General features: G+C 42.6%; 29 protein-coding genes. 14 read left to right on the forward strand and 15 right to left on the reverse strand.

The genetic code is table 11. The features are described 5' to 3' along the window. Window positions 1–69: 69 nt before the first annotated feature. Entirely contained in the window at window positions 70–492 is a 423-nt protein-coding gene (locus RM049_RS02775) for a lysozyme inhibitor LprI family protein (protein WP_322703075.1), read from the forward strand. Window positions 493–636: 144 nt separating this feature from the next. Here RM049_RS02775 and RM049_RS02780 read toward each other — a convergent pair whose 3' ends face one another. The 6 genes from RM049_RS02780 to RM049_RS02805 form a co-directional block, all read right to left on the reverse strand. After that, a complete protein-coding gene (locus RM049_RS02780) occupies window positions 637–1,344 on the reverse strand; it encodes an actin-binding WH2 domain-containing protein (RefSeq protein ID WP_322703076.1) in 708 nt (235 codons plus the stop codon). Window positions 1,345–1,386: 42 nt separating this feature from the next. Beyond that, window positions 1,387–2,091, reverse strand: coding sequence for an actin-binding WH2 domain-containing protein (locus RM049_RS02785; protein ID WP_322691306.1), 705 nt, complete (start codon window positions 2,089–2,091; stop codon window positions 1,387–1,389). A 23-nt stretch (window positions 2,092–2,114) separates the two neighbouring features. Then, window positions 2,115–3,662 carry an FAD-binding oxidoreductase gene (locus RM049_RS02790; protein ID WP_322703077.1) on the reverse strand — a complete coding sequence of 516 codons (1,548 nt, stop codon included), beginning with the start codon at window positions 3,660–3,662 and terminating at the stop codon, window positions 2,115–2,117. A gap of 334 nt (window positions 3,663–3,996) precedes the next feature. Beyond that, complete coding sequence (locus RM049_RS02795) at window positions 3,997–6,042, reverse strand: pentapeptide repeat-containing protein (RefSeq protein ID WP_322703078.1); 2,046 nt, start codon at window positions 6,040–6,042, stop codon at window positions 3,997–3,999. Window positions 6,043–6,117: 75 nt separating this feature from the next. After that, a complete protein-coding gene (locus RM049_RS02800) occupies window positions 6,118–6,363 on the reverse strand; it encodes a hypothetical protein (protein WP_322703079.1) in 246 nt (81 codons plus the stop codon). 43 nt (window positions 6,364–6,406) lie between these two features. Further along, window positions 6,407–6,700: a hypothetical protein gene (locus tag RM049_RS02805; protein ID WP_322703080.1), complete on the reverse strand. Its 294-nt coding sequence runs from the start codon at window positions 6,698–6,700 to the stop codon at window positions 6,407–6,409. A 288-nt stretch (window positions 6,701–6,988) separates the two neighbouring features. Between RM049_RS02805 and RM049_RS02810 the strand changes: the two genes are divergently transcribed. From RM049_RS02810 to RM049_RS02840, 7 genes are all read left to right on the forward strand, one after another. Further along, window positions 6,989–7,231 (forward strand): hypothetical protein, encoded by a 243-nt coding sequence (locus tag RM049_RS02810; RefSeq protein ID WP_322703081.1) that lies wholly within the window; start codon window positions 6,989–6,991, stop codon window positions 7,229–7,231. Next, complete coding sequence (locus tag RM049_RS02815) at window positions 7,224–7,484, forward strand: type II toxin-antitoxin system RelE/ParE family toxin (RefSeq protein ID WP_322703082.1); 261 nt, start codon at window positions 7,224–7,226, stop codon at window positions 7,482–7,484. The genes RM049_RS02810 and RM049_RS02815 overlap by 8 nt, the downstream gene beginning before the upstream one ends. Before the next feature lie 71 nt (window positions 7,485–7,555). Further along, window positions 7,556–7,741: a hypothetical protein gene (locus RM049_RS02820; protein WP_322674485.1), complete on the forward strand. Its 186-nt coding sequence runs from the start codon at window positions 7,556–7,558 to the stop codon at window positions 7,739–7,741. A 369-nt stretch (window positions 7,742–8,110) separates the two neighbouring features. Then, entirely contained in the window at window positions 8,111–9,988 is a 1,878-nt protein-coding gene (locus RM049_RS02825) for an NAD(P)H-quinone oxidoreductase subunit F (protein WP_322703083.1), read from the forward strand. Window positions 9,989–10,039: 51 nt separating this feature from the next. After that, the gene (locus RM049_RS02830; protein ID WP_322674477.1) at window positions 10,040–10,753 is read left to right on the forward strand and encodes a carbonic anhydrase; all 714 of its coding nucleotides are present in this window, start codon (window positions 10,040–10,042) and stop codon (window positions 10,751–10,753) included. A gap of 445 nt (window positions 10,754–11,198) precedes the next feature. Next, complete coding sequence (locus RM049_RS02835; RefSeq protein ID WP_322674476.1) at window positions 11,199–12,695, forward strand: NADH-quinone oxidoreductase subunit M; 1,497 nt, start codon at window positions 11,199–11,201, stop codon at window positions 12,693–12,695. A gap of 98 nt (window positions 12,696–12,793) precedes the next feature. After that, a complete protein-coding gene (locus RM049_RS02840; protein WP_322703084.1) occupies window positions 12,794–14,101 on the forward strand; it encodes a CO2 hydration protein in 1,308 nt (435 codons plus the stop codon). A gap of 250 nt (window positions 14,102–14,351) precedes the next feature. On the opposite strand, the gene chrA is transcribed toward RM049_RS02840, so the two are convergent. The 4 genes from chrA to RM049_RS02860 form a co-directional block, all read right to left on the reverse strand. Next, window positions 14,352–15,572: a chromate efflux transporter gene (gene chrA / locus RM049_RS02845; protein WP_322703085.1), complete on the reverse strand. Its 1,221-nt coding sequence runs from the start codon at window positions 15,570–15,572 to the stop codon at window positions 14,352–14,354. After that, the gene (locus RM049_RS02850) at window positions 15,569–16,009 is read right to left on the reverse strand and encodes a beta-lactamase hydrolase domain-containing protein (RefSeq protein ID WP_322684432.1); all 441 of its coding nucleotides are present in this window, start codon (window positions 16,007–16,009) and stop codon (window positions 15,569–15,571) included. The genes chrA and RM049_RS02850 overlap by 4 nt, the downstream gene beginning before the upstream one ends. Before the next feature lie 50 nt (window positions 16,010–16,059). Continuing rightward, window positions 16,060–16,230 (reverse strand): hypothetical protein, encoded by a 171-nt coding sequence (locus tag RM049_RS02855; RefSeq protein WP_322703086.1) that lies wholly within the window; start codon window positions 16,228–16,230, stop codon window positions 16,060–16,062. Window positions 16,231–16,526: 296 nt separating this feature from the next. Then, a complete protein-coding gene (locus RM049_RS02860; protein WP_322703087.1) occupies window positions 16,527–17,780 on the reverse strand; it encodes an RNA polymerase sigma factor in 1,254 nt (417 codons plus the stop codon). Window positions 17,781–18,010: 230 nt separating this feature from the next. On the opposite strand from RM049_RS02860, the gene RM049_RS02865 reads away from it, so the two are divergent. The 4 genes from RM049_RS02865 to RM049_RS02880 all read left to right on the forward strand — a co-directional run bounded on the left by RM049_RS02865 (window position 18,011) and on the right by RM049_RS02880 (window position 19,826). After that, window positions 18,011–18,370: a YciI family protein gene (locus RM049_RS02865; protein WP_194046572.1), complete on the forward strand. Its 360-nt coding sequence runs from the start codon at window positions 18,011–18,013 to the stop codon at window positions 18,368–18,370. Between the two features lie 35 nt (window positions 18,371–18,405). After that, window positions 18,406–18,849, forward strand: coding sequence for a YybH family protein (locus RM049_RS02870; protein ID WP_322674470.1), 444 nt, complete (start codon window positions 18,406–18,408; stop codon window positions 18,847–18,849). Window positions 18,850–18,871: 22 nt separating this feature from the next. Then, a complete protein-coding gene (locus tag RM049_RS02875; protein WP_322703088.1) occupies window positions 18,872–19,282 on the forward strand; it encodes a VOC family protein in 411 nt (136 codons plus the stop codon). A gap of 133 nt (window positions 19,283–19,415) precedes the next feature. Then, window positions 19,416–19,826: a VOC family protein gene (locus RM049_RS02880; protein ID WP_322703089.1), complete on the forward strand. Its 411-nt coding sequence runs from the start codon at window positions 19,416–19,418 to the stop codon at window positions 19,824–19,826. Window positions 19,827–19,924: 98 nt separating this feature from the next. Here RM049_RS02880 and RM049_RS02885 read toward each other — a convergent pair whose 3' ends face one another. From RM049_RS02885 to RM049_RS02905, 5 genes are all read right to left on the reverse strand, one after another. Continuing rightward, window positions 19,925–20,365, reverse strand: coding sequence for a hypothetical protein (locus tag RM049_RS02885; protein WP_322703090.1), 441 nt, complete (start codon window positions 20,363–20,365; stop codon window positions 19,925–19,927). An 83-nt stretch (window positions 20,366–20,448) separates the two neighbouring features. Further along, window positions 20,449–21,303 (reverse strand): DUF72 domain-containing protein, encoded by an 855-nt coding sequence (locus RM049_RS02890; protein WP_322703091.1) that lies wholly within the window; start codon window positions 21,301–21,303, stop codon window positions 20,449–20,451. A gap of 94 nt (window positions 21,304–21,397) precedes the next feature. After that, window positions 21,398–21,667 carry a hypothetical protein gene (locus tag RM049_RS02895; protein WP_322703092.1) on the reverse strand — a complete coding sequence of 90 codons (270 nt, stop codon included), beginning with the start codon at window positions 21,665–21,667 and terminating at the stop codon, window positions 21,398–21,400. Window positions 21,668–22,271: 604 nt separating this feature from the next. Then, complete coding sequence (locus RM049_RS02900; protein ID WP_322674464.1) at window positions 22,272–22,943, reverse strand: pentapeptide repeat-containing protein; 672 nt, start codon at window positions 22,941–22,943, stop codon at window positions 22,272–22,274. Between the two features lie 159 nt (window positions 22,944–23,102). After that, a complete protein-coding gene (locus tag RM049_RS02905; protein ID WP_322674463.1) occupies window positions 23,103–23,597 on the reverse strand; it encodes a hypothetical protein in 495 nt (164 codons plus the stop codon). A gap of 1,089 nt (window positions 23,598–24,686) precedes the next feature. Between RM049_RS02905 and aroF the strand changes: the two genes are divergently transcribed. After that, window positions 24,687–25,556 carry a 3-deoxy-7-phosphoheptulonate synthase gene (aroF, locus tag RM049_RS02910; RefSeq protein ID WP_322702633.1) on the forward strand — a complete coding sequence of 290 codons (870 nt, stop codon included), beginning with the start codon at window positions 24,687–24,689 and terminating at the stop codon, window positions 25,554–25,556. 401 nt (window positions 25,557–25,957) lie between these two features. Next, a complete protein-coding gene (locus RM049_RS02915) occupies window positions 25,958–26,260 on the forward strand; it encodes a hypothetical protein (RefSeq protein ID WP_322703093.1) in 303 nt (100 codons plus the stop codon). Window positions 26,261–26,280 lie beyond the last annotated feature (20 nt).

Below are 26,280 nucleotides of genomic sequence, written 5' to 3' on the forward strand. Positions count from 1 at the left end.
CTCTGATTCTGAGTTCGAGACCACCAAAAAGCTCAAATTTCTATATTATTTAAGAACAAAGATTTTGCTATGCGTCAATTATTACTAGTTTTGTCCAGTATACTAACTTTCAGCAGTTTAAATCCCCTCGCCATGACAATAGCAGGCACAACGCCTGATTTATCTGAAATGCGCTTAGTTCAAAAGCTCAACTGCAATAATCCTCAAACTCAAGCAGCAATTAATGAATGTACGAAGTTGTCTTATCAGAATGCAGATAAAAAACTGAATCAGGTTTATCAACAAGTGATATCTTCATTAGAAAGGCCTAGAAAACAAAAATTGATTGCGGCACAACTAGCATGGATCAAGTTTCGAGATACCAATTGTGAGTTTGAAAGAAGCAGTTATGAGGGTGGAAGTATTGCTTCTAGCATTTATTTTGGTTGTTTGGAAGATACTACAAAACTGCGTACCCAACAATTACAAGAATATTTAAAGCCCTCACCCTAAATCCCTCTCCCAAGCTTGGGAGAGGGACTTTGAAATTTGCATTTGTGCAAGAGGTTTATTGAGTCAGAGACTCAATGAATGCATTCCCAGGCGGCAGCCTGGGAACGAGGAAATGGAAACTAGAGTAATTATCTTTTTCTGAGATTAACGCAAACCTAAAATTTCGGAAATCGCCGCTACAATATCTAAATAAAAGTTGCCTTTCACCGCCCGAAATAACTCAAATTTAGAGTCAGGGGCACCAAAAAACGGTCTGAGAAACCATCCTAACTGCATACCAACAAAGGCGTAAAGCAATAACCAGGATCTTAAAATAGTGGTGCGGGTTTTTTTACCGACTTCATCTTGTTGAGAAAGTAATTGCATTCCTTCATAAAGGAATTTAACGCCAAATATGCCTGTAATGCCAAAAATGAACACATTCAGCAGTTTAAAAAATTGATAAGAATCGGGTGTAGTGATTAGAAAAAATAGCGTAACTGGTGCCAAGCTAAATAAAAGTACGCTAATCACGGATACAGATGTGAGTAATACAACGAAATGCTGTAAAATACTGCTCCGAGAACCAAACAAAACATTAAAAAAGAACAAAGTTGGGAAACAAATAATCAGTGTGATTAAATAGAATACCGGAAGCTTAATAGCACCCGATAATGCCTGTCCCCAACTGTGAGATGCACCGATAATTGCTCCATAAAGGGCAAAGAAAATGGAACTAGTTACGAATAGAGAAGTGATTTTATTTTGTAATCGCACTCCCTGACGGATTTCTTCTAAAAATGACTGGCGATCGCGCAGTAAATTAACTAAAACTCCAAATTGTTGAATTCCGCGATTTTGCTTTTTCAGCATATTTTTTTAGGTTGTATATTTTGGGGAATTGCTAACGATTAATTAACGGAATCCAAAGAGATAGCTAAGAGATTTAATCACGCTTAAATAGAAATTACCTTCTCTTTCGCGAAATAGTTCAAAGACAGAACCAGGTGTACCAAAAAACGGTCTGAGAGTCCATCCTAACTGACTGCCTACGAAAGCGTAAAGAAATAGCCAAAATTGTAAAATTTTCTGGCGTGTCTTGCTACCTTCATTATCTTGTTCTAAAACTAAACTCGTGGCTTGATATAAAGACGAAACACCAATAAATCCAGTGATGGCAAAGATAAAGACATTTAACAAAATTAGAAATTGGTAATTATTGGTGGTAATTAAGAAAAACAGCGTGATTGGAGCAAAGCTAAATAAAAGTACGCTGGTGACTGAAACCGCAGTTAATACTAATGCTAAATGCTGGGCAAAACTCCGTTTGGAACCAAAAATAATGTTTGCAAAGAACAACGTCGGGATGCAAATCAAAAGTGTGATTAAATAAAGGGCTGGGAGTTTAATGGCGGAAGATAAAGCTTGCATCCAACTATGGTATGCACCAATGATTCCACCATAAGCAGCGATAAATAAGGAACTGCAAACTAGCAGCGAAATGATTTTATTTGGTAATCTCGTACCTTGACGAATTTCCTCTAGAAAACCTTGGCGATCGCGCAGGAATCCAATCAGCACTGCAAAGTATTTGATTCCTGAAGATTTCCGTTCAATCATGTTATCCTCACATCGATATTATTCTAAGTTTCATCTGAGTAATCACCGCCAGAACCATACTTCCAAGCATCAACCAAACGATGCCAATAATATTGTTGTTCGTTCGGTTGATTCTTAATCCATCTTTCTAGCATTGGACTTAGCGAAAGCAAGGCAGTGTATACACCTAAATTACTGTAATGTAACATCCAATCTAACAAACTTGCCAAACCTACTTGCGGAATTATCTTGACAACTAATAAAGGATGATATAAACCAGTTTTTAGCAGTGTTTGCGTTAGTGCCGAAAACTGCACTATATCTTGTAAAAATGGTTTTAGCACTGGCGTACCCAACTGTTGCATTTCTTGAAATACTGCTGTGAGTAATTGGTTAATTTGATCCGGGGCAATTTTCTGATTTACACCAACACTCATCGCCCTTTGAAACAACCAGGTAACAGTCAAACTTGGCTGATAAGGTTGCAGCAGTGTTAACGCTTTTGCAGATAATTGTTCTGTTTCTAGCGCTTCGTCAATGCCATAAGTTAAACGCTTCAGGTGACGCACCATTGCCCCAAAACCACCAAAACTCAAGGGAGATTGACTACCACTGCTATCTCCGGCTGGGAGAATGCGATTCCAAGGGGTTTTTAGCGGACTTTGGCGATAGGTAGGAAAGAAACCAAATAGTGCCCGTTGAAATTTCAGTTTGTTTAACTCCACTCCCTGATATTCTGGTAACAGACGCAGATATTCCTCAAATAGAGCTTCTAAACTCAAACGTTGAGGTTCTGCATCCATGTAGGTAAACAAGTAAGTGGTTCTGCCATCCCTGGCTGGAAAGGCTTCCCAGAAGTACTGGCATTGATTTTGCAAAGATGTAAATGATAATAATAAATCGCCTGAGTTATTTTCTGGAAAACCTTGAGCGCAACTTCCGACAACCAAGCATAAAGCATCTGGTTTTTTGCCTTGGCGTGCTTGTTGGCTGATGGGTGAAAAATGTCCCATCGCGTCGATTAATAAGCGAGTTTTGAATTGGTTATTTACCATCACCCCGTCGGGATGAACCACTGCTTCGGTAAAAGGTGTGTTTTCTAACAACTTTCCCCCGGCGGCGAGAAATCGGGTTTTCAAGGTAGCGAGTAGATAAACTGGATCTACGCCGATATTCAAAACATCCTCTACCCAAACTTCTGTACCGCCAGCAAAACTAACTCGCGCTGGATTATATTGAGTGGCGATCGCACTTGCTAATTCATCCTCAGTCAGCAAGTTTAATTCCACAAATACATCTAATTCTTTGCGAGAAATATTCCACTCTTGTTCTCTCCCCCGCAAAATACCCCGTTCCAGCAACGCCACCCGCAACCCCTTCACCGCCAAGGCGCAACCAATTAAAATGCCTAAAGTGCCACCGCAGATTAGCACATCGAAGTCTACAACGCCTAAAGGCTGTTGACTTTCTTTAACTAACGTTGGTACTGGTGCGGTGTTTTCGCGCACAGATGTTAAGATGCGATCGCCTTGGCGCAATCCTTTTAAAACATCGCCGGGTAGTTGGGAAAGAATTTCTTCAGTTAAAGACATTTTGGAAAAATTTGACTCTACATTCCAAAACTACCTGAGAATGAAGAAAGTAGCTGAATAAAAAGACCTCTCTCTGGTTTTACTACCTAAAAACGTCCGTCTCCGAGTCAGCTACGGTGTACAGATAAGTCTGAAGTATTTTACGAATCTGGTTTTTACCCCACCCTAACCCTCCCCTTTACAAGGGGAGGGAACTAAATTTCTTTTTTCCCCCCTTTACAAGGGGGGATTAAGGGGGGTAATTTGACTTGTGTATACACCGTAGCCGAGTCGGAGAGGGAAAGAATTGAGCTTTAATTTAAGGCTGCCAGAGGTTTGTCTAACTCACCTTAAATTATCCCAAACCGAATAGTTTAGAAATCGCAGGCAATAATTTATTACCCGCTTCAAGTAGCGAAGCAACAGCAGGTAAGCCTGTAAATATCCCTTTCAACATAGTGATTGCAGTTTTCGCCGTCTTCTGCTTAGTGGATTCTTGAGGACTTTTACCCGCTTCTGCCAAAGTCTTCACCTGTTCTAGCGCTTCGGTTTTGTCTTCTTCTGACAAATATGTGGATTGTACAATCGCATCTTGCAACTGCGACAATAATTCTTTGATTCCTGGTTTCTCGGCATCGGTTGCATCAGGTAACTGATTGAGGGCAATACTCACGTTACCGCTAATGGTTCCTAGATTAGCAATAGAATTATTGCCAGCGATACCGCTTACATTACTGCTACCTTGAATACTGATGCCGCTGATATCTGACATATTTGTATCTCCTTGAGTATAAAATTTTGGCTGCTTGAGAGCAGTATCTACCATATTTTCTAAACTAATAATGCGCTGATCTTTTTCTACAAGTAATAATTGCTGACTCTGCGATAAAGCTTTGAGTTGATTATAATCATCAAAATATTCTGCACTCAGTTGAGATTTATCACTAAGAGCAGCGGTTTTGGCTCTGAGCAAGATTTTATCATCGCCGCGTTTCTCCATTGCCACAATTTCTAACTCGGCTTCGGGATGGTTTTCGGCAAGGTTTTTGAAGGCTATGGCAACGGCGCGGGGGTCAACGCCTTGATTATGGTAAAGGTCGAGGGTGTCAAAAATTGGCTTGATAAAGTTGGCAAAGTCCCCGTCTGCAAATACCTCTTGTTTATTATCAGGTTTGCGGAGGGGGTCAGGATCTTCTTTTGTGGGTAAGCGCATGAAGACATATTCACACCTTACCCCATGCAATTTAGTTGTATTTGTAATGCCCCAATCTTCGATGTACGCGCCGGTGAGTGTTGTACCTGTTAAATCTGTGCCGTCTAGTTGCGTTTGCTTCAGTTTTGCTCTTGACAAATCGGCATCTTGCAAATTGGCTTCACTGAGATCGGTACTAATAAAGCTGGTATCAGCTAAATTTGCTGATTGTAAGTTGATACCTCGGAGGTTTTGACGGTCAAAGTTTTTGTCCTGTCCCTGTCCTGTAACCAGCAGTTGACGTACTTGTGAGTTTTGCAGATAAGTCAAACCAGGGCGAACACGGTCAAGCATTTTGGCTTGATGCCAACGCCTACAGATAAGGATTGTGTTTCGCAAATCTGTACTTTTGAGCGTAGTTTGAGTGAAATCAGCATTGGTTAAGTCAGCGCCACGAAAACTTGTACCTCCTGTTGCAGCAAAAGCGATCGCAATGTTGCGAATTAAAGAGTGTTTTTGATCTTCTTTCATGGCTCGCCAGCTGATGTAGATACTAAATAACGTTCCGGCTAAGGCTACGGCGAACGCTCTAGCTCCGGCAAAGGTTGCGACGACGGCAAAGGTTACAGCTACGGCTCCGGCTCCGGTTCCGGCTACAGCTCCGGCTACAGCTACAGCTACGGCTCCGGCTCCGGCTCCGGCTCCGGCGATAGCTACAGCTACGGCTCCGGCTACAGCTCCGGCTACAGCTACAGCTACGGCTCCGACTCCTACTCCGGCAGTTTTGATTCCGTCGGCTCCGACTCCAGCGGCTACGGCTCCAGCGGCTACGCCTCCGGCTACGACTTTTAAACCAGCTGCTACTCCTTGGCGAATTGTGACGAAGAAAAAGGCAATTAATACGATTAGGACAATCCAGCCGACAATCTGATTCTCTAACCTGGAATTAAATATTAGTGACACAAAAGAACCGTTGACAGCCCATAAAAGTCCTGAAAGTCCCGACAACAGCCATGAGACAAAGATTAGGAAAATTGCCCAACGGCGTTGCAGTCCAGCTTTAACATAGCTGAAGTTTGCACCTGTTAAATTAGCATTAGTGAAGTTTGCCCCTCGGATGTCGGCATAGCTAAAGTTTGCACCCACAAGGTCTTTCCTACCTTTGAAGTTGCGTCCTCGGAGATTTTCACCGGAGAAGTCTAAAGCCATGTTCCACTTTACGGAGGTGAGCAAATTTTACTACACGCTCACCCCTGTACATTCAGGAATGGTTAGATATATTTGTTAGTTGAGGATAAAAGGCGCAACTTCGAGGATAAAAGGCGCAACTTCGAGCCTCAGAAGGTCAACGTCGAGCTTCAGAAGGTCAACGTCGAGCCTCAGAAGGTCAACGTCGAGCCTCAGAAGGTCATCGTTGAGCTTCAGAAGGTCATCGTTGAGCTTCAGAAGGTCATCGTTGAGCCTCAGAAGGTCAACGTCGAGCCTCAGAAGGTCAACGTCGAGCCTCAGAAGGTCAACGTCGAGCATCAAAGGCTCATTTATTGCACTTTTATATTAAAATGCAATGTGCGATTTAATATTCTGACCTCTCTCCAAACCTCTCTCCTAAAAGGAGAGAGGCTTTGATTTTTGCTCCCCTTCCCTTGTAGGGAAGGGGTTGGGGGTTAGGTTCTTCGTCTAAGTTGGCAGCTAGAGAACCGTGAGATACTGCACCGATAAAATCTGCAAGGGAATTGCTGCTTTGCGTGGGTGGGTTGGATGCTGGTGATAGAGTACCTGCAAGTTTTTGAACATACTGCAACACGTCTTTTAGGTGCTGCTCTGGCAGTTGTTCTATTGCGTCAAAGATGGCTTGTTTAGTTGTCATGGCAATAACTCAATGTCGCTTTCAGCTTTACTAGTAGCTCATCAAAGCGATGTATATCGGTAAGTGTGTGGTATGTCCAAGTATTAATGTGGATATAGGCACTGCACAATAAACTTACATTACAGGAAATACTAATGGAACGCTCGAAAATAATTGCCATTCTTACAGGTGTGATTTCTATCATTTTAGCGATCGCCAATTCTAGGGCGATGTCTGACGACTAGCTGCCCTTAACATATAAAGGAAGGAGTAAATCGACGGTAAAAAACATTAGCTATAGAAATAACTATGGAATCAAAGCAAGATGACATTACTATTCTTCAGGAAGCTGAGAAGCGTTTACGGCGACTGTCTCCAGAAAGGCTGCGGGTAGTGAGTGATTTTCTGGCCGATCTAGAAGAAAGAGAAGAAAATGAGGCGACAACGGAACTTTTGAATATCCCTGGTTTTGAGCAAGCTTTGCGTGAAGCTATGCAGGAAGCTGAGGCTGGGGAAGTGGTGTCATTTGACAGTATTCGTCGTCATGTATGAACTGGTACTGACTCGCAAAGCACAGAAGTTTTATCAAGAAGTAGATGCATCACTAGCCCAACGACTAAACCGTTGCTTTGACCAACTGCGACAGAATGCTTACGAACATCCAAACATTAAGCGGCTCAAAGGTGATTTCGCGGGTCTTTTTCGCTATCGAGTTGGTGTCTGGCGAGTTGTTTATAAGGTGGATGAGGAACAGCAACTAATTACTATTTTACTGATAGCCCATCGGAGCGATGTATATCGGTAAGTGTGTGGTATGTCTAAACTATTAATGTGGATATAGACACTGCACAACAACTTGCATTACAGGAAATACTGATGGAACGTTCAAAATTAATTGCTATTCTTACAGGTGCGATTTCGGTCATTTTAGCGATCGCCTACCTGATCGTAGTCCAACTCTTGGACTACCGAGACATGAAACCCGCCCCCATCAGCCAAGTTGACTCACCACCTGCCATTACTATCTCTCACTGGCAGGTTGACAAAATCACCAAAATATAATTTACATTTATTCGATTTGTAGAGACGCAATCAATTGCGTCTCTTGTCATTTATATAAATTGATAAAACTAATGATAACTATTGATTCATCCCTGATTCGATGCATAGATAAGAATAAATACCTATTATTTCTTGTTGAAATAGTTGATTATATAAGAAATAATTAGAGTTATTATCTTAAATTTATTTAATTAGCTAATTCCATTTTGACAGATATAACGGTAAGCTGTTTTTAACAAAATTAAATAAACATAAATTTGTATGTTCTGCGTAGGCGTCGTCCGTCGTAGATCGTCGCTAGATTAACTGGGATCAACGCCAGTTGACTAAAAACCCATAATTTTTGATCCAAATCTTAGAGGTGAGTTGATGGCTCAGTTTCTACTAGAGACTGTTTGGCTAGTTCCGTGCTATGCCTTAATAGGTGGTTTGTTAGCCGTACCTTGGTCGCCAGGGATCATTCGGAAAACAGGGCCAAGACCGGCAGGTTATGTAAACTTGGTGATGACATTTTTGGCGTTGGTACATAGTGCGATCGCCTTACAAGCAACTTGGAATTACCCAGCCCAAGAAGTATTTATTCCTTGGTTATCTACGGCTGGTTTAGATTTAACTATTGCTTTGGATATATCCTCAGTCAGTATCAGCGCTTTGGTGGTGATTACTGGTATGAACTTTCTGGCGCAAATTTATGCGCTCGGCTACATGGAAATGGATTGGGGGTGGGGACGTTTCTATTCATTATTGGGATTATTTGAAGCGGGATTATGTGCCCTTGCTTTATGTAATAACTTGTTCTTCAGCTATGTAATTCTGGAAGTCTTGACGCTGGGAACCTATCTACTAGTAGGCTTATGGTTTAGCCAGCCTTTGGTAGTTTCAGGTGCAAGAGACGCTTTCTTAACCAAGCGGGTGGGAGACTTATTCTTGCTAATAGGCGTGTTGGCATTATGGCCTTTAGCTGGAACTTGGAATTATACAGAATTAGCCGAATGGGCGGCTACTGCTAACGTCAACCCGACAACTATGGCACTGGTAAGTTTAGCTTTAATTGCTGGGCCTATGGGTAAATGTGCCCAATTTCCCCTGCATTTATGGCTAGATGAAGCGATGGAAGGCCCGGTTCCCAGTACGATTTTGCGGAACTCGGTAGTAGTAGCTAGTGGTGCATGGGTGCTGATTAAATTGCAACCGGTGTTAACCATCTCGCCCATAGCTTCTTCGGCGATGATTGCCATTGGTGCGGTGACAGCTGTGGGTGCTTCTTTAATTGCGATCGCTCAAATCGATATTAAACGCTGTCAATCCTATTCTGTCAGCGCATACATGGGTTTAGTATTCATCGCTGTGGGAGCGCAACAATACGAAGCGGCGCTATTATTAGTACTCACCCATGCCATATCCGCAGCTTTGTTGATAATGAGTACCGGGGGAATTATTTGGAATAGCATTACCCAAGATGTTACTCAATTAGGCGGATTGTGGAAGCGCCGCCCGATTTCTGCGATCGCTTTTATCGTCGGGACATTGGGATTAATTGGTTTTCCACCGTTGGGTAGCTTTTGGGCGCTGATGGAACTAGCAGATGGGTTATGGGAAACTCAACCTTGGTTAGTAGGAGTAGTTATTGCAGTAAATGCTTTAACAGCCGTGAGTTTAACCAGAGAATTCGCTTTAATTTTCGGCGGTAAACCTACACAAATGAGTCAGCGATCGCCTGAAGCTCACTGGCCAATGATTTTGCCAACCATGATTTTACTTGGTGTCAGTCTACATCTTCCTTTGGTGTTGCAAAGCTTATCACTTTTACCAGATTGGGTAAGCCTAAATAAAGATGTTGCACTGCTGTTAATTTGGTCGAGTATTTTCGGTTGTAGCATCACTGGCGTGATTTATTTAAGCAATATTCCCAAACCAATTCGCCTCCCTTGGAAAGGCTTGCAAGATTTGTTTGCATACGACTTTTACACCCCTAAACTCTATAAAATGACCATTATTTTTGGAGTTGCCAAAATTTCCCAACTTGCCGATATGATTGATCGGTTTGTAGTCGATGGCATTGTTAACTTCGTTGGTTTATTTTCGCTATTAGGTAGCGAAGGTCTGAAATACAGCACCTCTGGGCAAACCCAATTTTATGCATTCACTGTTCTTCTAGGAGTGAGTCTTTTAGGAATGTGGGTAACTTGGCAATTTTGGGGAATGCAGTTTTTAAATTTGGTTTTTCAAATCTCGACAATTGGATAGCAGTAACTATCCTACTAAAAGTTAACAATTTAATATTGTGAGGAGAATTTCATGAGCAGACAACATCCCCAAATCAATGTTTCTAGAAGAGGTTTATTGAAGTTTGGTGCAGGTGCGATCGGTACAGGTGTATTGACAGCCGGACTTAGTTCCAACTTACTTGCAGTCGAAACAAAATCAGCACCAGATGATCTTACACCTGACAAGGTATTGCAAGAATTATTAGATGGAAACGATCGGTTTGTTAAAGCAAGACGGCGCAATCCTAACCAAACTAAATCACGTTTAGTCGAAATTGCCAAAGGTCAAAAGCCCTTTGCTTCTATTCTAGGTTGTGCAGATTCACGGGTTCCTTCAGAGATTGTTTTTGACCAAGGACTTGGAGATTTATTTGTCTGCCGGATAGCTGGTAATATTGCCACAACACAGCAAATTGGTAGCTTAGAATTTGGTAGCTTAGTGTTAGGTACTAAAGTTATCATGGTTGTGGGACATGAAAGATGTGGTGCGGTAGAGGCGGCAATTAAAGGTGCTTCAGTGCCAGGGCGAATTGGAAGTTTGCTTGAAGCAATTAAACCAAGTGTAGAAAGCTCAAAAGATCAATCAGGAGATAAGTTAGAAAATGCTTGTAAAGCAAATATTTTGGCGCAAATTGAAACATTGAAATCATCGACAGTTTTATCTGAGTTAATCAAGGCAGAAAAACTGAAAATAGTCGGAGGTTATTACGATTTAGATAGTGGAAAAATCAGTCTAGTAAGTTAGCTTTTTTGTCCTTTGTCCTTTGTCATTAGTCATTGGCTAAGAGTAAGTCATAAAGCAATACAGTTCAGTTAAGCCTGAAAGTTATACTGATATATGTTGGGTTGAACAACTTAGGTGATTTACAAGAATAAATATACCGATAGCGTTGGTTTCGACTTCGCTCAACCAACTGATAAATCGAGAGTTGAGCGTTCGCGTAGCGTCTCGCAGAGAAGTCGAGACTCGCCAACCCAGGTATTTTCTTTGTCGGAAATCACCTTAGCTTGCTTCCTATTCGCGTAGCGTCTCCAAAGGAGAAAAGTAAACCAACATTATCGAGACTTTAGTTGGGTAACGCATACGCTCAATCCAATCTATTATTCTCTTAACTAAAGCGTATTGATTCATAAAGGACAAAGGACAAAGGACAAATGACAAATGACAAAAAACAAAGGACAAAATTCCCATGTTAAGTGTCTTAATTTGGCTCCCAATTTTTGTTGCTATTATCATAGCAATATTACCTGGAAGTATACCTAAGCATCGCATTCGTTTAATATCATTAATATTTTCGGGAATAGTTCTGTTCTGGAACCTGTTTATCTTGTTAAAATTTGATATCAGCAATCCAGGAATGCAATTTAAAGAGTATTTACCCTGGAATGAAACCCTTGGTTTGAGCTATCAAATAGGTGTTGATGGGCTTTCTATCTTGATGTTGGTGTTAAATAGCCTGCTCACCTGGATTGCTATTTACAGCAGTAGTCAAGAAACTGAACGTCCCCGGCTATTCTACTCCATGATTTTATTAGTTAGTGGAGGAGTTGCAGGTGCTTTTTTAGCAGAGAATTTACTGCTATTCTTCCTATTTTACGAACTAGAATTAATCCCGTTCTATTTGCTAATTTCCATTTGGGGAGGGGCAAAACGGGGTTATGCTGGGATGAAATTCCTGATTTATACTGCTGTTTCGGGAGCTTTAATTCTAGCAACATTCTTGGGTATGGTATGGCTTAGTGGTTCTACCAATTTTGCTTTTGATGCAGTCTCTACAGAAAACCTCTCAACAACAAAGCAAATCCTTTTACTAGCAGGAATAGTATTAGGTTTTGGAATTAAAATTCCCTTAATTCCCTTCCATACTTGGCTACCCGATGCTTACGTTGAGGCTTCAGCACCAATTGCCATTCTTCTCGGTGGCGTGTTAGCAAAGCTGGGAACTTATGGATTGCTGCGATTTGGGTTGGGTATGTTTCCTCATGCTTGGAGTATTATTGCACCGACTCTAGCGATTTGGGGAGCAATCGGCGCTATTTATGGGGCAGTAATTGCGATCGCTCAAACAGATATCAAGCGCATGGTAGCATACAGTTCCGTTGGTCACATGGGCTATATTTTGTTAGCTGGTGCTGCTAGTACTCCCTTAGCACTCGTTGGTGCAGTCGCCCAAATGTTCAGCCACGGACTCATCTTGGCAATTCTCTTCCACTTGGTGGGAGTCGTGGAAGCCAAAGTTGGCACTCGCGAGTTAGATAAACTCAATGGTTTAATGAGTCCCATACGCGGTTTACCCCTAATTAGCGCCTTACTAGTTTTAAGCGGAATGGCTAGCGCAGGGATTCCCGGTTTAACAGGATTTATCGCAGAATTTATTGTCTTTCAAGGTAGTTTCTCTGCCTTCCCCATTCCAACAATTTTGTGTATAGTGGCTAGTGGATTAACCGCAGTTTATTTTCTCATCCTCCTCAATCGCACTTGTTTTGGCAGACTCGATAACTTCGCCTACTATCCCAAAGTTCTGTGGTCTGAAAAAATCCCCGCTTTAATTTTGGCAGCTTTCATCATCTTTTTAGGAGTACAACCCACTTGGTTAGTGCGTTGGAGTGAATCCACAACTACAACAATGGTGGCTGCAATTCCCCCCTTAGAAAAAACCGTAGTCTCCGAAGTTGCGCTGAAATAGTAAATAGATAAAAACACTTGTAGAGACGGCGATTTATCGCGTCTCAAAATCCATCCCACAGACGCGATAAATCGCGTCTCTACCAATTTACAATTACCATGACAGCAATTAAAACAGCAATTAAATTACCTCCTTCCACACATGAATTTGCCGAAGTAATTCACCGCTTAGAAGCTGGCGGTGCAATGTTACCCGATACTCCAGAAAATTTGATGCAAATCATCGGTTTATATAAAGCTTATGCTGTACCGATGGATTTCTACTGGCGTGACCTACTTTATATTGCCGAACGCGAATTTTTAAACCCGCTTCCCTTCTTTAAATACTTCTTACCTAAAGAGTATTTAGAACTGCATAATCATTATGCTGGTGATGATGCCGATTTACGAATTTGGCGCGGCGAAGCGACTGCACATCCAGAACTCTTGGCATTTCTGGAAAAGGGTGAAACTTTCAAAATGCCGAAGTTATTGCATCACTTGTTGCACGATCGCATTAACATGGAATTTGCGGAAGCTTGTATGCGGGCGATGTTGTGGCACAGAGGGATGGGTGGACAATTTGACCCTTACCTAGATTCTGAAGAATACAAAGCCAACGCCGACCGAGCAATTAAAGCTTACTTCCAAGGCAACCCGGTAATGCTGGGACTTTACACGCTGTTCCCCGATATGTTTTTGGAACAGTGCCGCCAGATGTCATACTACGCTAACCTGGGCTTATTCTGGGAAATCATGGCCCCAGTATTCTTTGAAATGTCCGATCGCTATGATGAAGGTACCATTAGCAGCGTCCCAGAGGCGATGAGCTTCATAGTTAATGGTATATTTGCGATCGCAGGTCGTCCCATTTACCATCACGTTTATATTCGTGGTGAATGCTACGAAATTATCCCCAAATCTAAGGGTTTCATGTGGTTATACGAAGCTGCACTACCTTATGTAGAAGCAGTTTTCTACCGCACTTCACCCTTTAGAGGAACAAAATCTTATAATGCTCAAGCGCGTCAAGTGCCGGAAAACCAAAAAGATTTTCACTATGGTATTCTTTACGCTGATGTATTCCCAGTGGGTACTGCTGGCATTCCCCCAACATTATTAATGCAAGATATGTTGCATTTTTTACCACCCTATCTTGTGGATTACTACAGCCAACATTGCCGGGGTGAAGAAGATATGTTGATTCAGTTGGGAGTGAGTTTTCAACGTTCAATGTACTGTGTCACTTCTGCGGTAATTCAAGCTTTACGAACTGCACTTTTATATCCATTAGATGACCAAAATCCCAAGCATTTACAAGCTAATCGAGACTTTTTTGAAATGCAGCTAAATCGCTTTACCCGTGCTGACTACAATATTCGTGATGCTGCTCGTTTAGGGAGCATTCAAAGTCAAGATTATCGATAAAATATCTCCATTTAAAACCTTTGTAGAGACGTATCACTGCTACGTCTCTACATTCTTTTATATTAGATGTCTAATGGATTGGAAATGCGATCGCTAATAATATAAAGTCAAGCTAAAAGCTATGAGTAATCTCAAATATAGCAACAGGCAAGGTGGTTAGGACATCAACAGACGATAAAACTTAGACACAAAAAGGCTTTTCACCCAGTCCCCAGTCCCCAGTCCCCAGTCCCTTGCTATACTTGCAATTTCATCGAGTGTAGCCCAAGAGTGAAGCACCCCATCCAATGAAGGCGCTACCAAAGACTAACCATGCAGCATTGATGCGAAAGTGAATGGCTAAAATGGCACAGACGATCGCGATCGCCAAGCCGAGAAAATCTACAAATGGGGCTTGTGGTAATGTTAAAGTTGCTGTCCCCAGTTGTAGAGTAGTCACAACCATTAAGGCTACAGCACTAACATTCACAGCATCCAAAAATGCTCTAGTCCAAGAAGAAGCTCGTAAGCGTGGAATTAGAGGATTTAGGGCAGCAACAAAAACAAAAGAAGGTAGAAAAATTCCGATTGTGGCAACAATTGCGCCAGGTATGCCAGCAATCACATAACCGATAAAGGTAGCAGTGGAAAGTACTGGCCCAGGGGTAAATTGACCAATTGCGATCGCATCTAATAACTGCTGTTGTGTCAGCCAGCCGTATTCTTGAACTAATTCCCCTTGCAGAAAAGCCACCAACAGGTAGCCACCACCAAACAAGACACTACCGATTTTGAGAAAAAACCAACCCAATTGCCATAAAGAAACATTAGCTACAGTAGATGCAGCCCCTACTGATGTAGCAAGTACAGCCGATGCTTTCAAAGTTGCACCTGTACTGAGACTAGCAATCAGAAAGTTGGCTTTATCTCCTGGTTTATCGTTTTTTTCGCCAGAATGTAACCAAACCATACCCAGCAATCCCCCAATTAATAGGGCAATTACTTCATTTAATTTGAATAACAATGTCAGCAATGCCACAGCGAAAGCGATTACTAGTAATTGGCGAGTTTTCACAGCCTTTTTGGCTAACCCCCACAGGGCATTGATGATAATTGCTAAAACGGCCGGTTTAATCCCATAAAGCAAAGGAGTAATTTGGGGTAGAGTACCGTAGGCAACATAAACCCAAGCAAACCCACCAGTAATTAGAACCGCAGGCAAGACAAAACAAACGCCTGACACAATCAGCCCCAGCCATCCTGCATAGATGTATCCTATGTGGATAGCCATTTCTGTGGAATTTGGCCCAGGAATTAGGTTAGTTGCACCCAGCAAATCTAGAAAATGCTCCCTTGTCAACCATTGACGCCGCTTAACTACTTCATCTTCAATCATGGCAATATGGGCAACCGGGCCTCCAAAGCCGATGACGCCCAATTTAAAAAACAGGTTGGCGAGTTCACCCAAACGACTTGGTGCTGAGTTAGTCATTTTTGCTTGGCAATATACTTTTCAAGTAGGAATTGCTTGAGGTGGGGTTGTTCTAAATTTAAACCAAGCTCTTGAGCTTTCTGACTAATTTCCTCATAAGTCAGACCTTCACTAATAGCATTGGCAATCAAGGCGATACCACCAGCCCTGGCTCCAGCAGCACAGTGAATTAAAATTGGTTTGGGTAAGTTCTCAATTTCCTGAATTGCTAACTCTGTTTGCTCTTGATTTGCTTCTGAAGGCTTTAATGGTACATTAGCATATTGCAGTCCAGCCGCTTCAGCTTGCTGCTGTTCGTCACTGAGAAAACCTGCTTCATCGGGAGAACGCAGGTTTAGCACTGACTTAAATCCCTCTTGGGCTGCCTGTTTTAACTCCTCAGAAGTTAGTTGGGGAGCAGCGCTCAAGTCGTCACTAACTTTTTTAGTGTTGCTCATAATCTTTAAAAGCACTATTCCGATAGCTTTATCGTAGTTTATTATGTAGATTATTTATAGAGCAATTTTTGTAGAGTGGTTGAGGCTAAAATGCAAATGCCTTGACCAAGGAAAGAATACTCATGCAAAGCAGCTTCTATTTTGAGAATGACATGAAAATCACGGTTTTCCCGCAGCATCAATTTCCCCAGTCTTGCCATCAGTTGTTTTAGTACTAGCACTACTATATAAATAATCGATCGCTTCAACGAAATAATCAGATTTAAAAGGCTGCGATTGCTCTGCTTAGATTTAAAAAGCCCTGATAAAAGTTCAGGGCTTTGCTTTATATACGGTTTATTAAATACCAGCCTAAAATTTTTGCTGGCGCTTTTCTATAGAAATAATTATCCCTGAATCGCTTGCTCAAAGATAGCGGAGAACTACCCATTTTTTACCTGGGTAGCTATTTAATAAAGTCTTTAGATTTGTATATATCTCTACTGTGCGATCGCTTTTTGGTAAAATTCCCTTATCTTTAAGGCTGAACTTCGCGCAGCCGACGCTCCAGAAAGCGACGTTCGCTGTCATTAGTAACCAGCATGAGCGCGATCGCGTAGCTCTCTGCGGCTGACGCTGAGGCTCCAATGCGGCGCAGCATCTCCGCACGGGTGGCGTAAAATAGATGATAGTCATTAAGTTGAGGGGCAAGCCCATCAATCAGTCCGAGAGCCGTCTGAGGACTTTCTATCATTGAGATCGCCACCGCCCGATTCAGCGAAACAATCGGTGAGGGCTGCAAACGTTCGAGTAAATCGTAGAGGCGAACAATTTGTAACCAGTCCGTTTCTTTTGCTTGTGCTGCCTGACAATGTAGTGCCGCGATCGCTGCTTGCACTGCAAACGAACCAATTTCGCCCCGCAATGCCTCTTCAACGAGGGGTAGCGCCTCAGCAATCTGCTGTTGATTCCAGCGACTACGATCCTGATCTTCGAGCAACACCAGATCGCCTGCCTCATCCAAACGGGCATCGCGCCGGGAGTCGTGCAGCAACATCAGCGCCAAAAGTGCAGTCACTTCTGAGGGCGGTTGGGGTGCCATCAACGTCCTCACCAGGCGACCCAGCCGAATCGCTTCTGTGCAGAGGTCAGCCCTCATCATCGTCTCGCCCCTAGTCGTCGCGTAGCCCTCATTGAAAATCAAATAGATCGCCGTCAGCACTGCGTCTACCCGCACAGACAGATCGGTTGTGTCCGGCACTTTATAGGGAATACCTGCATCCCGAATCTTGCGTTTGGCGCGTACCAGTCGTTGCGCCATCGTTGGCGTGGGCACGAGAAACGCCCGCGCAATTTCATCTGTTTCAAGTCCGCCCAGCAGCCGCAGCGTCAAAGCAACCTGTGCCTCGATCGCTAGTGCTGGGTGGCAGCAAGTAAAGATCAGCCGCAGCCGATCGTCTGGAATCTCGTCTGTGTCGTAAGTTGGCTCCTCGCGGGTTGGGATTAACCCGGAGGCGGCGTACCATTCCAATTTTTCCGTCAGCCGTGTCCGCCGTCGGAGGCGATCGATGGCTTTGTATCGGGCTGTTTTGACGATCCACGCACGGGGGAGATCGGGCACGCCGCTAGACTGCCATTGATTCACGGCGGCTATAAAGGCTTCCTGTGCTGCTTCTTCAGCCACATCGAAATCTCCCACCAAGCGGATGAGGATGGCGACGATCCGCCCCCATTCAGCCTGATAAAGGGAGGCGATCGCTTGGTTTACGTCTGTTTTTGCGTTTGGGATCATACCTGAATTGAAGGAGGCAGGGGGCAGTTTTTCTCTTTTCTTCGATAAAAATTTTTGGCGAGGTGTCGATTTGAGATAGCACCGTTCGACTTACTAACAAAGGGAAACAAGGGAGGTATACCCAGATCGTACTAAACGATAAAAATTTTTGGTGGAGTGTCGATTTGAGTCAGCACCGTTCGACTTACTAACAAAGGGAAGTAACAACGGGAAATAAAGGAGGCAACCTGATGAAATATTTGCTACTGATTTACCTGGAGGAAAATGCCCTGAGCCAAACTGAACGGGAACATTGTTATGTTGAATCCGCACAACTGGCACAACAACTCAACTCGAAGGGGCAGTATCTCGCAACCGCCCCACTCCACCCTGTGGCAACTGCAACCAGCGTTCGGGTGCGCGACGGCAAACCACTAATAACTGACGGGCCGTTTGCAGAAACTCGCGAACAATTAGGCGGTTTTTTTCTGATTAATGCTCAGGATCTCGACGAAGCGATCGCGATCGCCGCGCGGATTCCAGGCGCGCACGTCGGCACCGTTGAAATTCGACCTGTGATTGAAGTTGCAGGTTTGCCAGAGAATTCGTAACTGCACTCAACCTCAACCCAAAAGGAGAGATGACGATGACAACCAAAAACGCGATCGCCACTAACGAAGTTCAGATTCGCCAACTAATTGCCGAGCAACAACGCGCTATCTGCGCCAAGGATGTTGAGCAAATCATGTCCCACTATGCCAACGAGATTATTGTCTTCGATGTTAAACCTCCTTTCCAAACCCAAGGAAAAGATGCTTGGCGTCAAGTGTGGAAAGAATGTTTGCCTTACTTCCCCGACACCTTTGAGATTGAAACACGAGACCTCAAAATTACCGCCAGTGAAGACTTAGCAGTTGCACATTGGCTATTTCGCTTCACAGGAAGCCAAGACCATCCAGCAATGCAGACCTGGATGCGCGTCACCTCTGTCTGCCAGAAAAATCAAGGCGAATGGCAGATATTACACGAACATCTCTCGGTTCCATTCGATCCAGAGACTTCTCAAGCTGTATTCACGCTCAACCCATAGGCTAATCTACTGAGTCAACGCCATGAAACCCAATCCTTATCTCATGTTCAACGGTAACTGTGAAGCCGCGTTCAAGTTCTACGAACACTGTCTTGGTGGCAAAATTGTCATGATGATGACCCACGGGGATGCACCCTCAGCCGAGCATATACCTGCCGAATGGCATGACAAAATCATGCACGTCTGCCTCGATCTGGGCGATCGCCTCTTGATGGGGTCTGATAGTCCGCCTGGGTATTTTGAAACACCCCAAGGCTTTTACGTGCAAATCAGCGTTGACGAGCCAGCGGAGGCAGAACGCATCTTTCATACCTTAGCAGAAAACGGAAAAGTGAAGATGCCGATCGATCAAACCTTTTGGTCTGTCCGCTTTGGTATGTTGGTCGATCGATTCGGCATTCCCTGGATGGTCAACTGCCAGAAAACTCCTTGACTTGTGGGCAGGTGCTTATGGGCATCTTCCCTGTAAAACCTCAGCGCTTTTTCGCCGATCTTTGACTGTGCAATTCAAAACTACTGCCTCCTGCCTCCTCCGTTCACTGTGAAATAATTCAAAAGAAGAACCCATGAGTACTCAAATTTTCGTTAATCTCCCAGTTAAAAACCTCAATCAATCGATCGAGTTCTTTACTCAACTCGGCTTTGAGTTTAATCCTCAATTCACTGACGAAACTACCACCACATGTATGATTGTGTCTGAAAACATCTTCGTCATGCTCTTAACGAATGAGAAGTTTAAGACGTTTACTCCCAAAGAAATTTGTGATGCCACAAAAAGCACAGAAGTGCTTGTGTGTTTATCTTTTGATAGCCGAGAACAAGTTGATGAAATAGTTCGCAAGGCAGTCGCCGCTGGTGGAACAACCTACAATGAACCGCAAGATCACGGTTTTATGTATGGACATGGATTTGCTGACTTAGATGGCCACATTTGGGAAATTATCTACATGGAGCCAAGCGCAATAAATCAAGGTTAATTGCAGACATCTAAATAATACTGCAAAGCAAAATTCCAAATTACAGCTATTTTCAAGTAAATAGCTGTAATACACAAATGCAAATACTCCTACCTTCTTCAAATAGCTCTTTGCCATAGATGTCGCCCATCAAACCCTTGCTTAATCCAATTCAGACATTCATATTCAGATTTGAATAACTTTGGATCTGCAATATTATTTAATAACTCTGGTGGATAATGGTCATAAAAATATTTGTCTCCTTCTTGGAAGATGATAATCAAATTGTTCCGATAAACATAGCGAGACTTAAAACTATCCCCCCGATGAACAAACTCGGAATTTTGATCGATATGCTCTTTAGCAATATCAATAATGTTACTAACGCCACTTCCATAGATTCCTGCTGGATTTTCTGCTTTATGAAATTGGCTTTTGTGTCCAATCTCAGATAACAATTTATACGAATAAATCTCGTAATTATCCGCTTTGCCAAAAACAAATGGAATTATGAGATATCCTTTATATGAAACTGAATTTTCATAAAGAAGACGACTCATCTCAACCTCCTTTGGTAGAACTGCTCTGAAAGTTTTTTCTTTAACAGAAAAGTATTACAACCCCAATTATCTACTAAATAGGATTACCATAAACTGAGTTGATTGGGGGGATGCTCAAGATTATTCCAAGGTAGGGGTGGAACTGGTGTGCCATTCTGTTCCAATAGCTGTTGGAAGTGACGGGCTGTATTGGGCGATCGCGCTTCTATTGGACAATGGACAAAGAAATAAATTTGCACTCCCATCTGTAACCATTGCTGAATCTGCCTCACCCACTCTTCCATAAATGGCTGATTCACTGATAAATTCGGATGAGAAATAAATCGAATCAGAGTAAAAGGTGCTGTCACACTCAATTGCAACGGTAATTTCGGTTTGCGCCGTTCCGATTGCAATTGGGGGTCATCATCTCCAGTGTAAATGGGGCGCGAGTCTAACAGTACTCGTCCGACACCTAAATTTTCTAAAAGCGCCGTCAAATTACTAGCATGGGGTTCCTTGAACCAGTCGGGATGCCGAACTTCCACTGCTAGGGGTGCTTCTGTACGCGGCCAAGCTTCCAGAAAGTTGGACAAATCATCAAGTAATGCAGGTGCATAGCCCGGTGGTAACTGGGCAAAAATTGGGCCAAGATGTTTACCTAAAGGGCGCATCGCCTCCAGAAATTTTAAAGCAGCTGGTATATAAGGTTTCAGCAATCCTTGATGGGTAATATCTCGCGGTAATTTTAGACAAAATTCAAAATTTGTTGGTGTTTCGGCAGCCCAACGAGTTACAGTTTCTTGGTTAGGCACGGCATAAAAGGTCGTGTTACCTTCTACAGTGGTGAAGCGACGACTATAGACATGGAGAAAATCAGCAGTGCGAGTACCTTGGGGATAGAGTTCGCCTACCCAATCTTTATATGCCCAAACAGCACAACCGATAAAAAAGTTCACAATGCCTAAAAGCCTTGATGTATCATATTCAATTTTACACGCAGGTTGTAGGGATTAATAAAGCTAAGTCAAATTACCGACTTGTGAAAAAAAATCATAGATTTTTTCTCAAAATGCTTGATTGCTTTCTCATTTCGGTAAATTCAGCAAGCAAAAAGGCACATTGCTTTCTCAAAATGCTTGATTGCTTTCTCATTTCGGTAAATTCAGCAAGCAAAAAGACATATTGCTTTCTCAAAATGCTTGATTGCTTTCTCATTTCGGTAGATTCAGCAAGCAAAAAGGCATATTGCTTTCTCAAAATGCTTGATTGCTTTCTCATTTCGGTAGATTCAGCAAGCAAAAAGACATATTGCTTTCTCATTTGGGTAGATCGCGTACTCATTGTAGTGTTTTAGGCAAGCAAACAGGCATATAGCAGTTTTCAATTGCATTGCATAGGAGTCATTTATGCACCAATACGTTTCAGTTAAGGGACTTCCAAATAAAAAAACATCCCAAATTTTCTTGTGGGATGAGTGTCCCCACCCGTCCCAGATTTAGGGCGCTCATGTTGCCCACCCCACAAAATGGATAATTTATTTCTTGGAAGTTATAGCACAAGCCAACGTGGTTAGGACATTAACAGATGATAAAACTTAGACACAACAAGACTTTTCACCCAATCCCCAGTCACCAGTCCCCAGTCCCTTGCTATAAGAAAAATTGTAGGTTGGGTTAAGCAAAGCGCAACCCAACAAAGCCCCGAAAATGTTGGGTTTCGTTCCTCAACCCAACCTATACATTTCAAAGTTTTTGGCACTAACCCAAGCGTATTGCCCTATGCCTATTCCCGACGTCAACAAACAATCTAGCTGCGTCAGTCCTGTACGTTTCAGTTAAGGGTTATTAGTGTGGATAATTGGTTTTTTTAGACGCGATAAATCGCGTCTCTACATGAGGATTTTGGTGTTATGGCGCCACCTTAGTTATTGATAAATTGAACCATCAGGCATAATTGCCCCTGCTAAGTTAGTCCCAACTAATTTAACCAGAAGCCGCTCGCCAGAACGAATCCGCGCTCCCGTCAAGTCGGCTCCTCGCAAGTCGGCTCCACTGAGATCCGCTCCAATCAAATTAGCGGCGCGTAAATTCGCTTCCCTGAGATCGGCTAAAAGTAGATTTGCCCGAAATAAATTTGCTTCAGATAAATTTGCACCTCTGAGGTTGACTTTGTGCATAAAAGTATCGCTGAGATTAGCACCGCTCAAATTGGCATAACTCAGATTTCTGCCAGATAAGTCTTTATTGCTCAAATTTGCCCGACTGTAGTCTTTGCCGCTTAAATCTGAGTTTTGTTTTGGTGGTTTCTGGGTTGGTTGAGATGGTTTTTCCTGTTGAGGTGACGGTGAGTAATGTGTGGTTTGATATGTAGTTTGATGTGTGGTTTGAGGTTTGGTTTTTAGAGAGCGCAACTTTTCACGAGCTTCATTTATAGCTTTCAGCTTGTCTTGTGCTTTCTGCTGTAAACGGAGATTGTCTTTGGGAATGCGATCGGGATGCCAAACAAAAACTAAATCTTTGTAAGCCTGGTTCACTTCTTCAAGTGTTGCTCCAGGCTCTAATTCCAAAACTCTATAGTACCGCTCCAGATCGCTCATACGATATTTTGGTGGACAATCAACTTAATTATGAGTGATGGAGTCATTTATACGCTGCATCATTTGTTATGGATTATGGGGCATGGGGCATGGGGCATTGGGCATGGGGCATTGGGCAGGGGGCAGAAGTTTTTTAATTTTTAATTTTTAATTGATTTCTCATCTCCCCATCTCTCCATTTCTCCATCGAGCGATCGCTCGAAAATATGCTGCAATTGGAATCTGATAAACTTCAATATAAATCCAAACAATAATTGATAAATGTGATAAGAAAGTTAATATTGTCCAAATATATGGCATCCAGGTAATGGGTTCTTTCAGATTAGCAGGAAAATAGTAAGCTACTATGCCAATTAGAGTAGTGGGAAGAATTATAAAAACTGCTGCTGCTAATCCATAACCCCAACCTAATTCCATACCTTCCAACTGGCCTTCTGTCCAATTAAACCCATTCCAACGCCAAGTTAAAGGTGGTTGCCTAGAAGGCATCTTGATTTGCTGTTGCTCTAAGTTGACTGTAAAAATCTCTTGGCAAAAGTCACAAGCCATAGCTTCCATCAATGGCATGTGAGAAATCTTACCTATTCGACAGACTGGGCAGGGGTAAGCTCCATAATAGTCGAAAGATTGGGTTAAGATTTTGGAACTGGGCATAATGAGACAGATGATCCTAAAAAATTGATCTGGTCAATGAGAACTTGGGTAATAATGTATGGCGGTATGGCGGTTGTCAATTTCCTGCAATAAGCTTTCGTAAGATGAAGTCAGGAGAATTATATATTTTAACTTCTCAATCCTGAATTTTTCTTCTGAGGTTATATACAGCAGTTTTCTTTTGCATAAGGTATAAAGCCACTGGTTTTGAGGCAGGAGGCAGGAGGCAGGAGGCAAAAGGCAGGAGGCAGAAGAATAATTTGATTTGTGAATCCTTGGTTATGTACCTTATTTAGTTGCAAACTGCTGTAACTATTGCGATCTTTAATGACAAGCCCTTCTCTACGAGAGGCTGCGCCAACGGGTTCGGAGGTTCGCAATCGACGGAACCGCCAAGACTGCGACCCCCTCACCGCTTTTTTCGTCTACGCAAATAAGCAACTAGTACAATCAGAACAGAGTGTGATTTTGAATTGTGCAAAGCGTTATAGTCTTAATCCCCAGAGTTGTACTGAGTCTATCGTTTTTTTATAGTTTGTGCAGGTCTTGACAAAGCCCACTCTTGCTGCTATGTTTACATTAGATAGGTATATTTCTTAAGTTTTCTAGTAAAAAGCCCGCAAATGCTTAACACAAATTCCTATTTTTATTTTTGGTTTAGGGTGGTTCACCGGGGGTGAATTAAGTTTCCTAATGGAAACCGCCCGGTGAACCGCAGAGCAAACTCTGCGGTTTTTGTTTTTTTAAGGAGAATTTCATTGTCATGACTTATTTCATTAGTTGGTTTTATGGCTTTTACTTTTGGCCCAGAATAAATTCCGGGTAAATAGCGTCATGCCAATGAATCAGAACGCGCCCGGAACTTTTAAAGGTTTCGGGCTTTTTTATTATTTGGGAATGGGAATGGGGCATTGGGGATGGGGCATGGGGAATAGACGGACAACGGAGACAAGGGAGAGATGAGGGAATGAGGGAGAAGAATTAATAACCAATTCCCAATCCCCAATGCCCAATCCCCAATCCCCAATGCCCAATCCCCAATCCCCAATCCCCAATCCCCAATACTTAACTTTTCAGGAGAATGTAATCATGATTAATGCCAAACTTGCTGCACAAGCCCATCTCAACCACCAGACAATCGTTAAAATCTCGAAAGAAGTCGCTTTCGGCGGTAAAGAACTGGTAATTATCGGCGGCCCCTGCACTGTTGAAAGCTTAGAACAAATGGAGATAGTCGCTCAAAAGCTATCTAATGCATCAGTACAGGGGTTGCGTGGCGGTGTCTACAAACCTCGCACATCTCCCTACGCTTTCCAAGGTATGGGAGAGTCAGGATTAGAGATTTTAGCCAAGGTGCGATCGCATTACAATATGCCAGTTGTCACGGAGGTGATGTCAATTTCCCAAATTGAAGTAGTCGCCGCCCACGCTGATATGCTGCAAGTTGGTAGCCGCAATATGCAAAACTTTGATTTGCTCAAAGCTTTGGGACAAGCTGGTAAACCAATACTGCTCAAACGTGGTTTAGCAGCGACTATTGAAGAATTCGTCATGGCTGCTGAATATATCCTTAGTCACGGGAATCCTGATGTGGTGTTGTGCGAAAGAGGTATTCGCAGTTTCGACGATTACACCCGTAACGTCCTAGATTTAGGAGCAGTGGCAGCACTCAAGCAAATAACTCACTTGCCTGTAATTGTAGATCCTTCCCATGCCGTCGGCAAACGGGAGTTGGTCGCACCTGTAGCTAGGGCTGCGATCGCTTGCGGTGCAGATGGATTAATTATTGAATGTCACCCAGAACCAGAAAAATCTGTTTCTGATGCCCGTCAAGCACTTTCTTTAGAAGATATGGTGCATTTAGTTAATAGTTTAAAGCCTGTAGCTACAGCCGTTGGACGGAGTATATCAGATGTTGGGGCGGGTTTGTCACCTGCCCCGATTTTTTGGGCGGCTTAAATTTCAGCAAACAGCGATCGCTTCAATATCTCAGCCAAAAGATTTATTTTGGGTTGACGGCAAACAGCGATCGCTTTCGTAAAATAAACTTGTTACTCCAGCTATTCCATTTGTTCTCAAACGTATTTTTACAACACAATCTTCTATATATAACTCTTATAGGAATCAAACCGGATTCCTATATATAAATATAAGTTATCGTTTTAACAAATAAGACTATTTGATTTTATTCTCTAAGTCGTTTTATCCTGAAATCAGTAGATATTTTAACTTTTACTAAATTGCCCAAAGAAATTTTAGTATACCGATCTTTCAACTCTGAGAATCTAAACAAGGATAATAACTAAATGCTAGAGCAGCAGATTGATTGCCCCATCAAGCCTAAGACAAGTGCAATGATTATGAAGCTTTTTCAAATCACTTTAGTGGTCTTAGTACTTTTAATCAACTTAGTAATTGCTTTCCCATCTTGGGCAGACAGTACGCCTTCTTTCACTAATCATCTTAACAACTTTCAAGTTGGGCAAAAAGTCATTTGGCTTTACAAGCCCCGCACTGATTCTAGCGATGTCCAAAGAATTCCTGCCGAAATAGTCAAGTTAAGTTCCAAGCAAGTGCAAATCAAGGTGTACAAACCTAACAACGAATTTGTCAATCGTTGGGTGAATCCAAACAAGCTTGAGAATTCGACAAAAATTAAATAGTCAGTAGTCATTTGTCCTTT

The sequence above is a fragment of the Nostoc sp. DedQUE04 genome (assembly GCF_034530995.1).
Lineage (GTDB): Bacteria > Cyanobacteriota > Cyanobacteriia > Cyanobacteriales > Nostocaceae > Nostoc.

Coding starts and splice junctions, on each gene's coding strand:
- RM049_RS02780 (WP_322703076.1), bottom strand. CDS start 1,344: ATGCTGAAAAAGCAAAATCGCGGAATTCAACAATTTGGAGTTTTAGTT.
- RM049_RS02830 (WP_322674477.1), top strand. CDS start 10,040: ATGAGCAGACAACATCCCCAAATCAATGTTTCTAGAAGAGGTTTATTG.
- RM049_RS02820 (WP_322674485.1), top strand. CDS start 7,556: ATGGAACGTTCAAAATTAATTGCTATTCTTACAGGTGCGATTTCGGTC.
- RM049_RS02880 (WP_322703089.1), top strand. CDS start 19,416: ATGAGTACTCAAATTTTCGTTAATCTCCCAGTTAAAAACCTCAATCAA.
- RM049_RS02815 (WP_322703082.1), top strand. CDS start 7,224: ATGTATGAACTGGTACTGACTCGCAAAGCACAGAAGTTTTATCAAGAA.
- aroF (WP_322702633.1), top strand. CDS start 24,687: ATGATTAATGCCAAACTTGCTGCACAAGCCCATCTCAACCACCAGACA.
- RM049_RS02835 (WP_322674476.1), top strand. CDS start 11,199: ATGTTAAGTGTCTTAATTTGGCTCCCAATTTTTGTTGCTATTATCATA.
- RM049_RS02825 (WP_322703083.1), top strand. CDS start 8,111: ATGGCTCAGTTTCTACTAGAGACTGTTTGGCTAGTTCCGTGCTATGCC.
- RM049_RS02860 (WP_322703087.1), bottom strand. CDS start 17,780: ATGATCCCAAACGCAAAAACAGACGTAAACCAAGCGATCGCCTCCCTT.
- RM049_RS02790 (WP_322703077.1), bottom strand. CDS start 3,662: ATGTCTTTAACTGAAGAAATTCTTTCCCAACTACCCGGCGATGTTTTA.
- RM049_RS02795 (WP_322703078.1), bottom strand. CDS start 6,042: ATGGCTTTAGACTTCTCCGGTGAAAATCTCCGAGGACGCAACTTCAAA.
- RM049_RS02775 (WP_322703075.1), top strand. CDS start 70: ATGCGTCAATTATTACTAGTTTTGTCCAGTATACTAACTTTCAGCAGT.
- RM049_RS02895 (WP_322703092.1), bottom strand. CDS start 21,667: ATGAGAAAGCAATATGTCTTTTTGCTTGCTGAATCTACCGAAATGAGA.
- RM049_RS02875 (WP_322703088.1), top strand. CDS start 18,872: ATGAAACCCAATCCTTATCTCATGTTCAACGGTAACTGTGAAGCCGCG.
- RM049_RS02885 (WP_322703090.1), bottom strand. CDS start 20,365: ATGAGTCGTCTTCTTTATGAAAATTCAGTTTCATATAAAGGATATCTC.
- RM049_RS02805 (WP_322703080.1), bottom strand. CDS start 6,700: ATGACAACTAAACAAGCCATCTTTGACGCAATAGAACAACTGCCAGAG.
- RM049_RS02865 (WP_194046572.1), top strand. CDS start 18,011: ATGAAATATTTGCTACTGATTTACCTGGAGGAAAATGCCCTGAGCCAA.
- RM049_RS02840 (WP_322703084.1), top strand. CDS start 12,794: ATGACAGCAATTAAAACAGCAATTAAATTACCTCCTTCCACACATGAA.
- RM049_RS02870 (WP_322674470.1), top strand. CDS start 18,406: ATGACAACCAAAAACGCGATCGCCACTAACGAAGTTCAGATTCGCCAA.
- RM049_RS02810 (WP_322703081.1), top strand. CDS start 6,989: ATGGAATCAAAGCAAGATGACATTACTATTCTTCAGGAAGCTGAGAAG.
- RM049_RS02905 (WP_322674463.1), bottom strand. CDS start 23,597: ATGCCCAGTTCCAAAATCTTAACCCAATCTTTCGACTATTATGGAGCT.
- chrA (WP_322703085.1), bottom strand. CDS start 15,572: ATGACTAACTCAGCACCAAGTCGTTTGGGTGAACTCGCCAACCTGTTT.
- RM049_RS02900 (WP_322674464.1), bottom strand. CDS start 22,943: ATGAGCGATCTGGAGCGGTACTATAGAGTTTTGGAATTAGAGCCTGGA.
- RM049_RS02850 (WP_322684432.1), bottom strand. CDS start 16,009: ATGAGCAACACTAAAAAAGTTAGTGACGACTTGAGCGCTGCTCCCCAA.
- RM049_RS02915 (WP_322703093.1), top strand. CDS start 25,958: ATGAAGCTTTTTCAAATCACTTTAGTGGTCTTAGTACTTTTAATCAAC.
- RM049_RS02785 (WP_322691306.1), bottom strand. CDS start 2,091: ATGATTGAACGGAAATCTTCAGGAATCAAATACTTTGCAGTGCTGATT.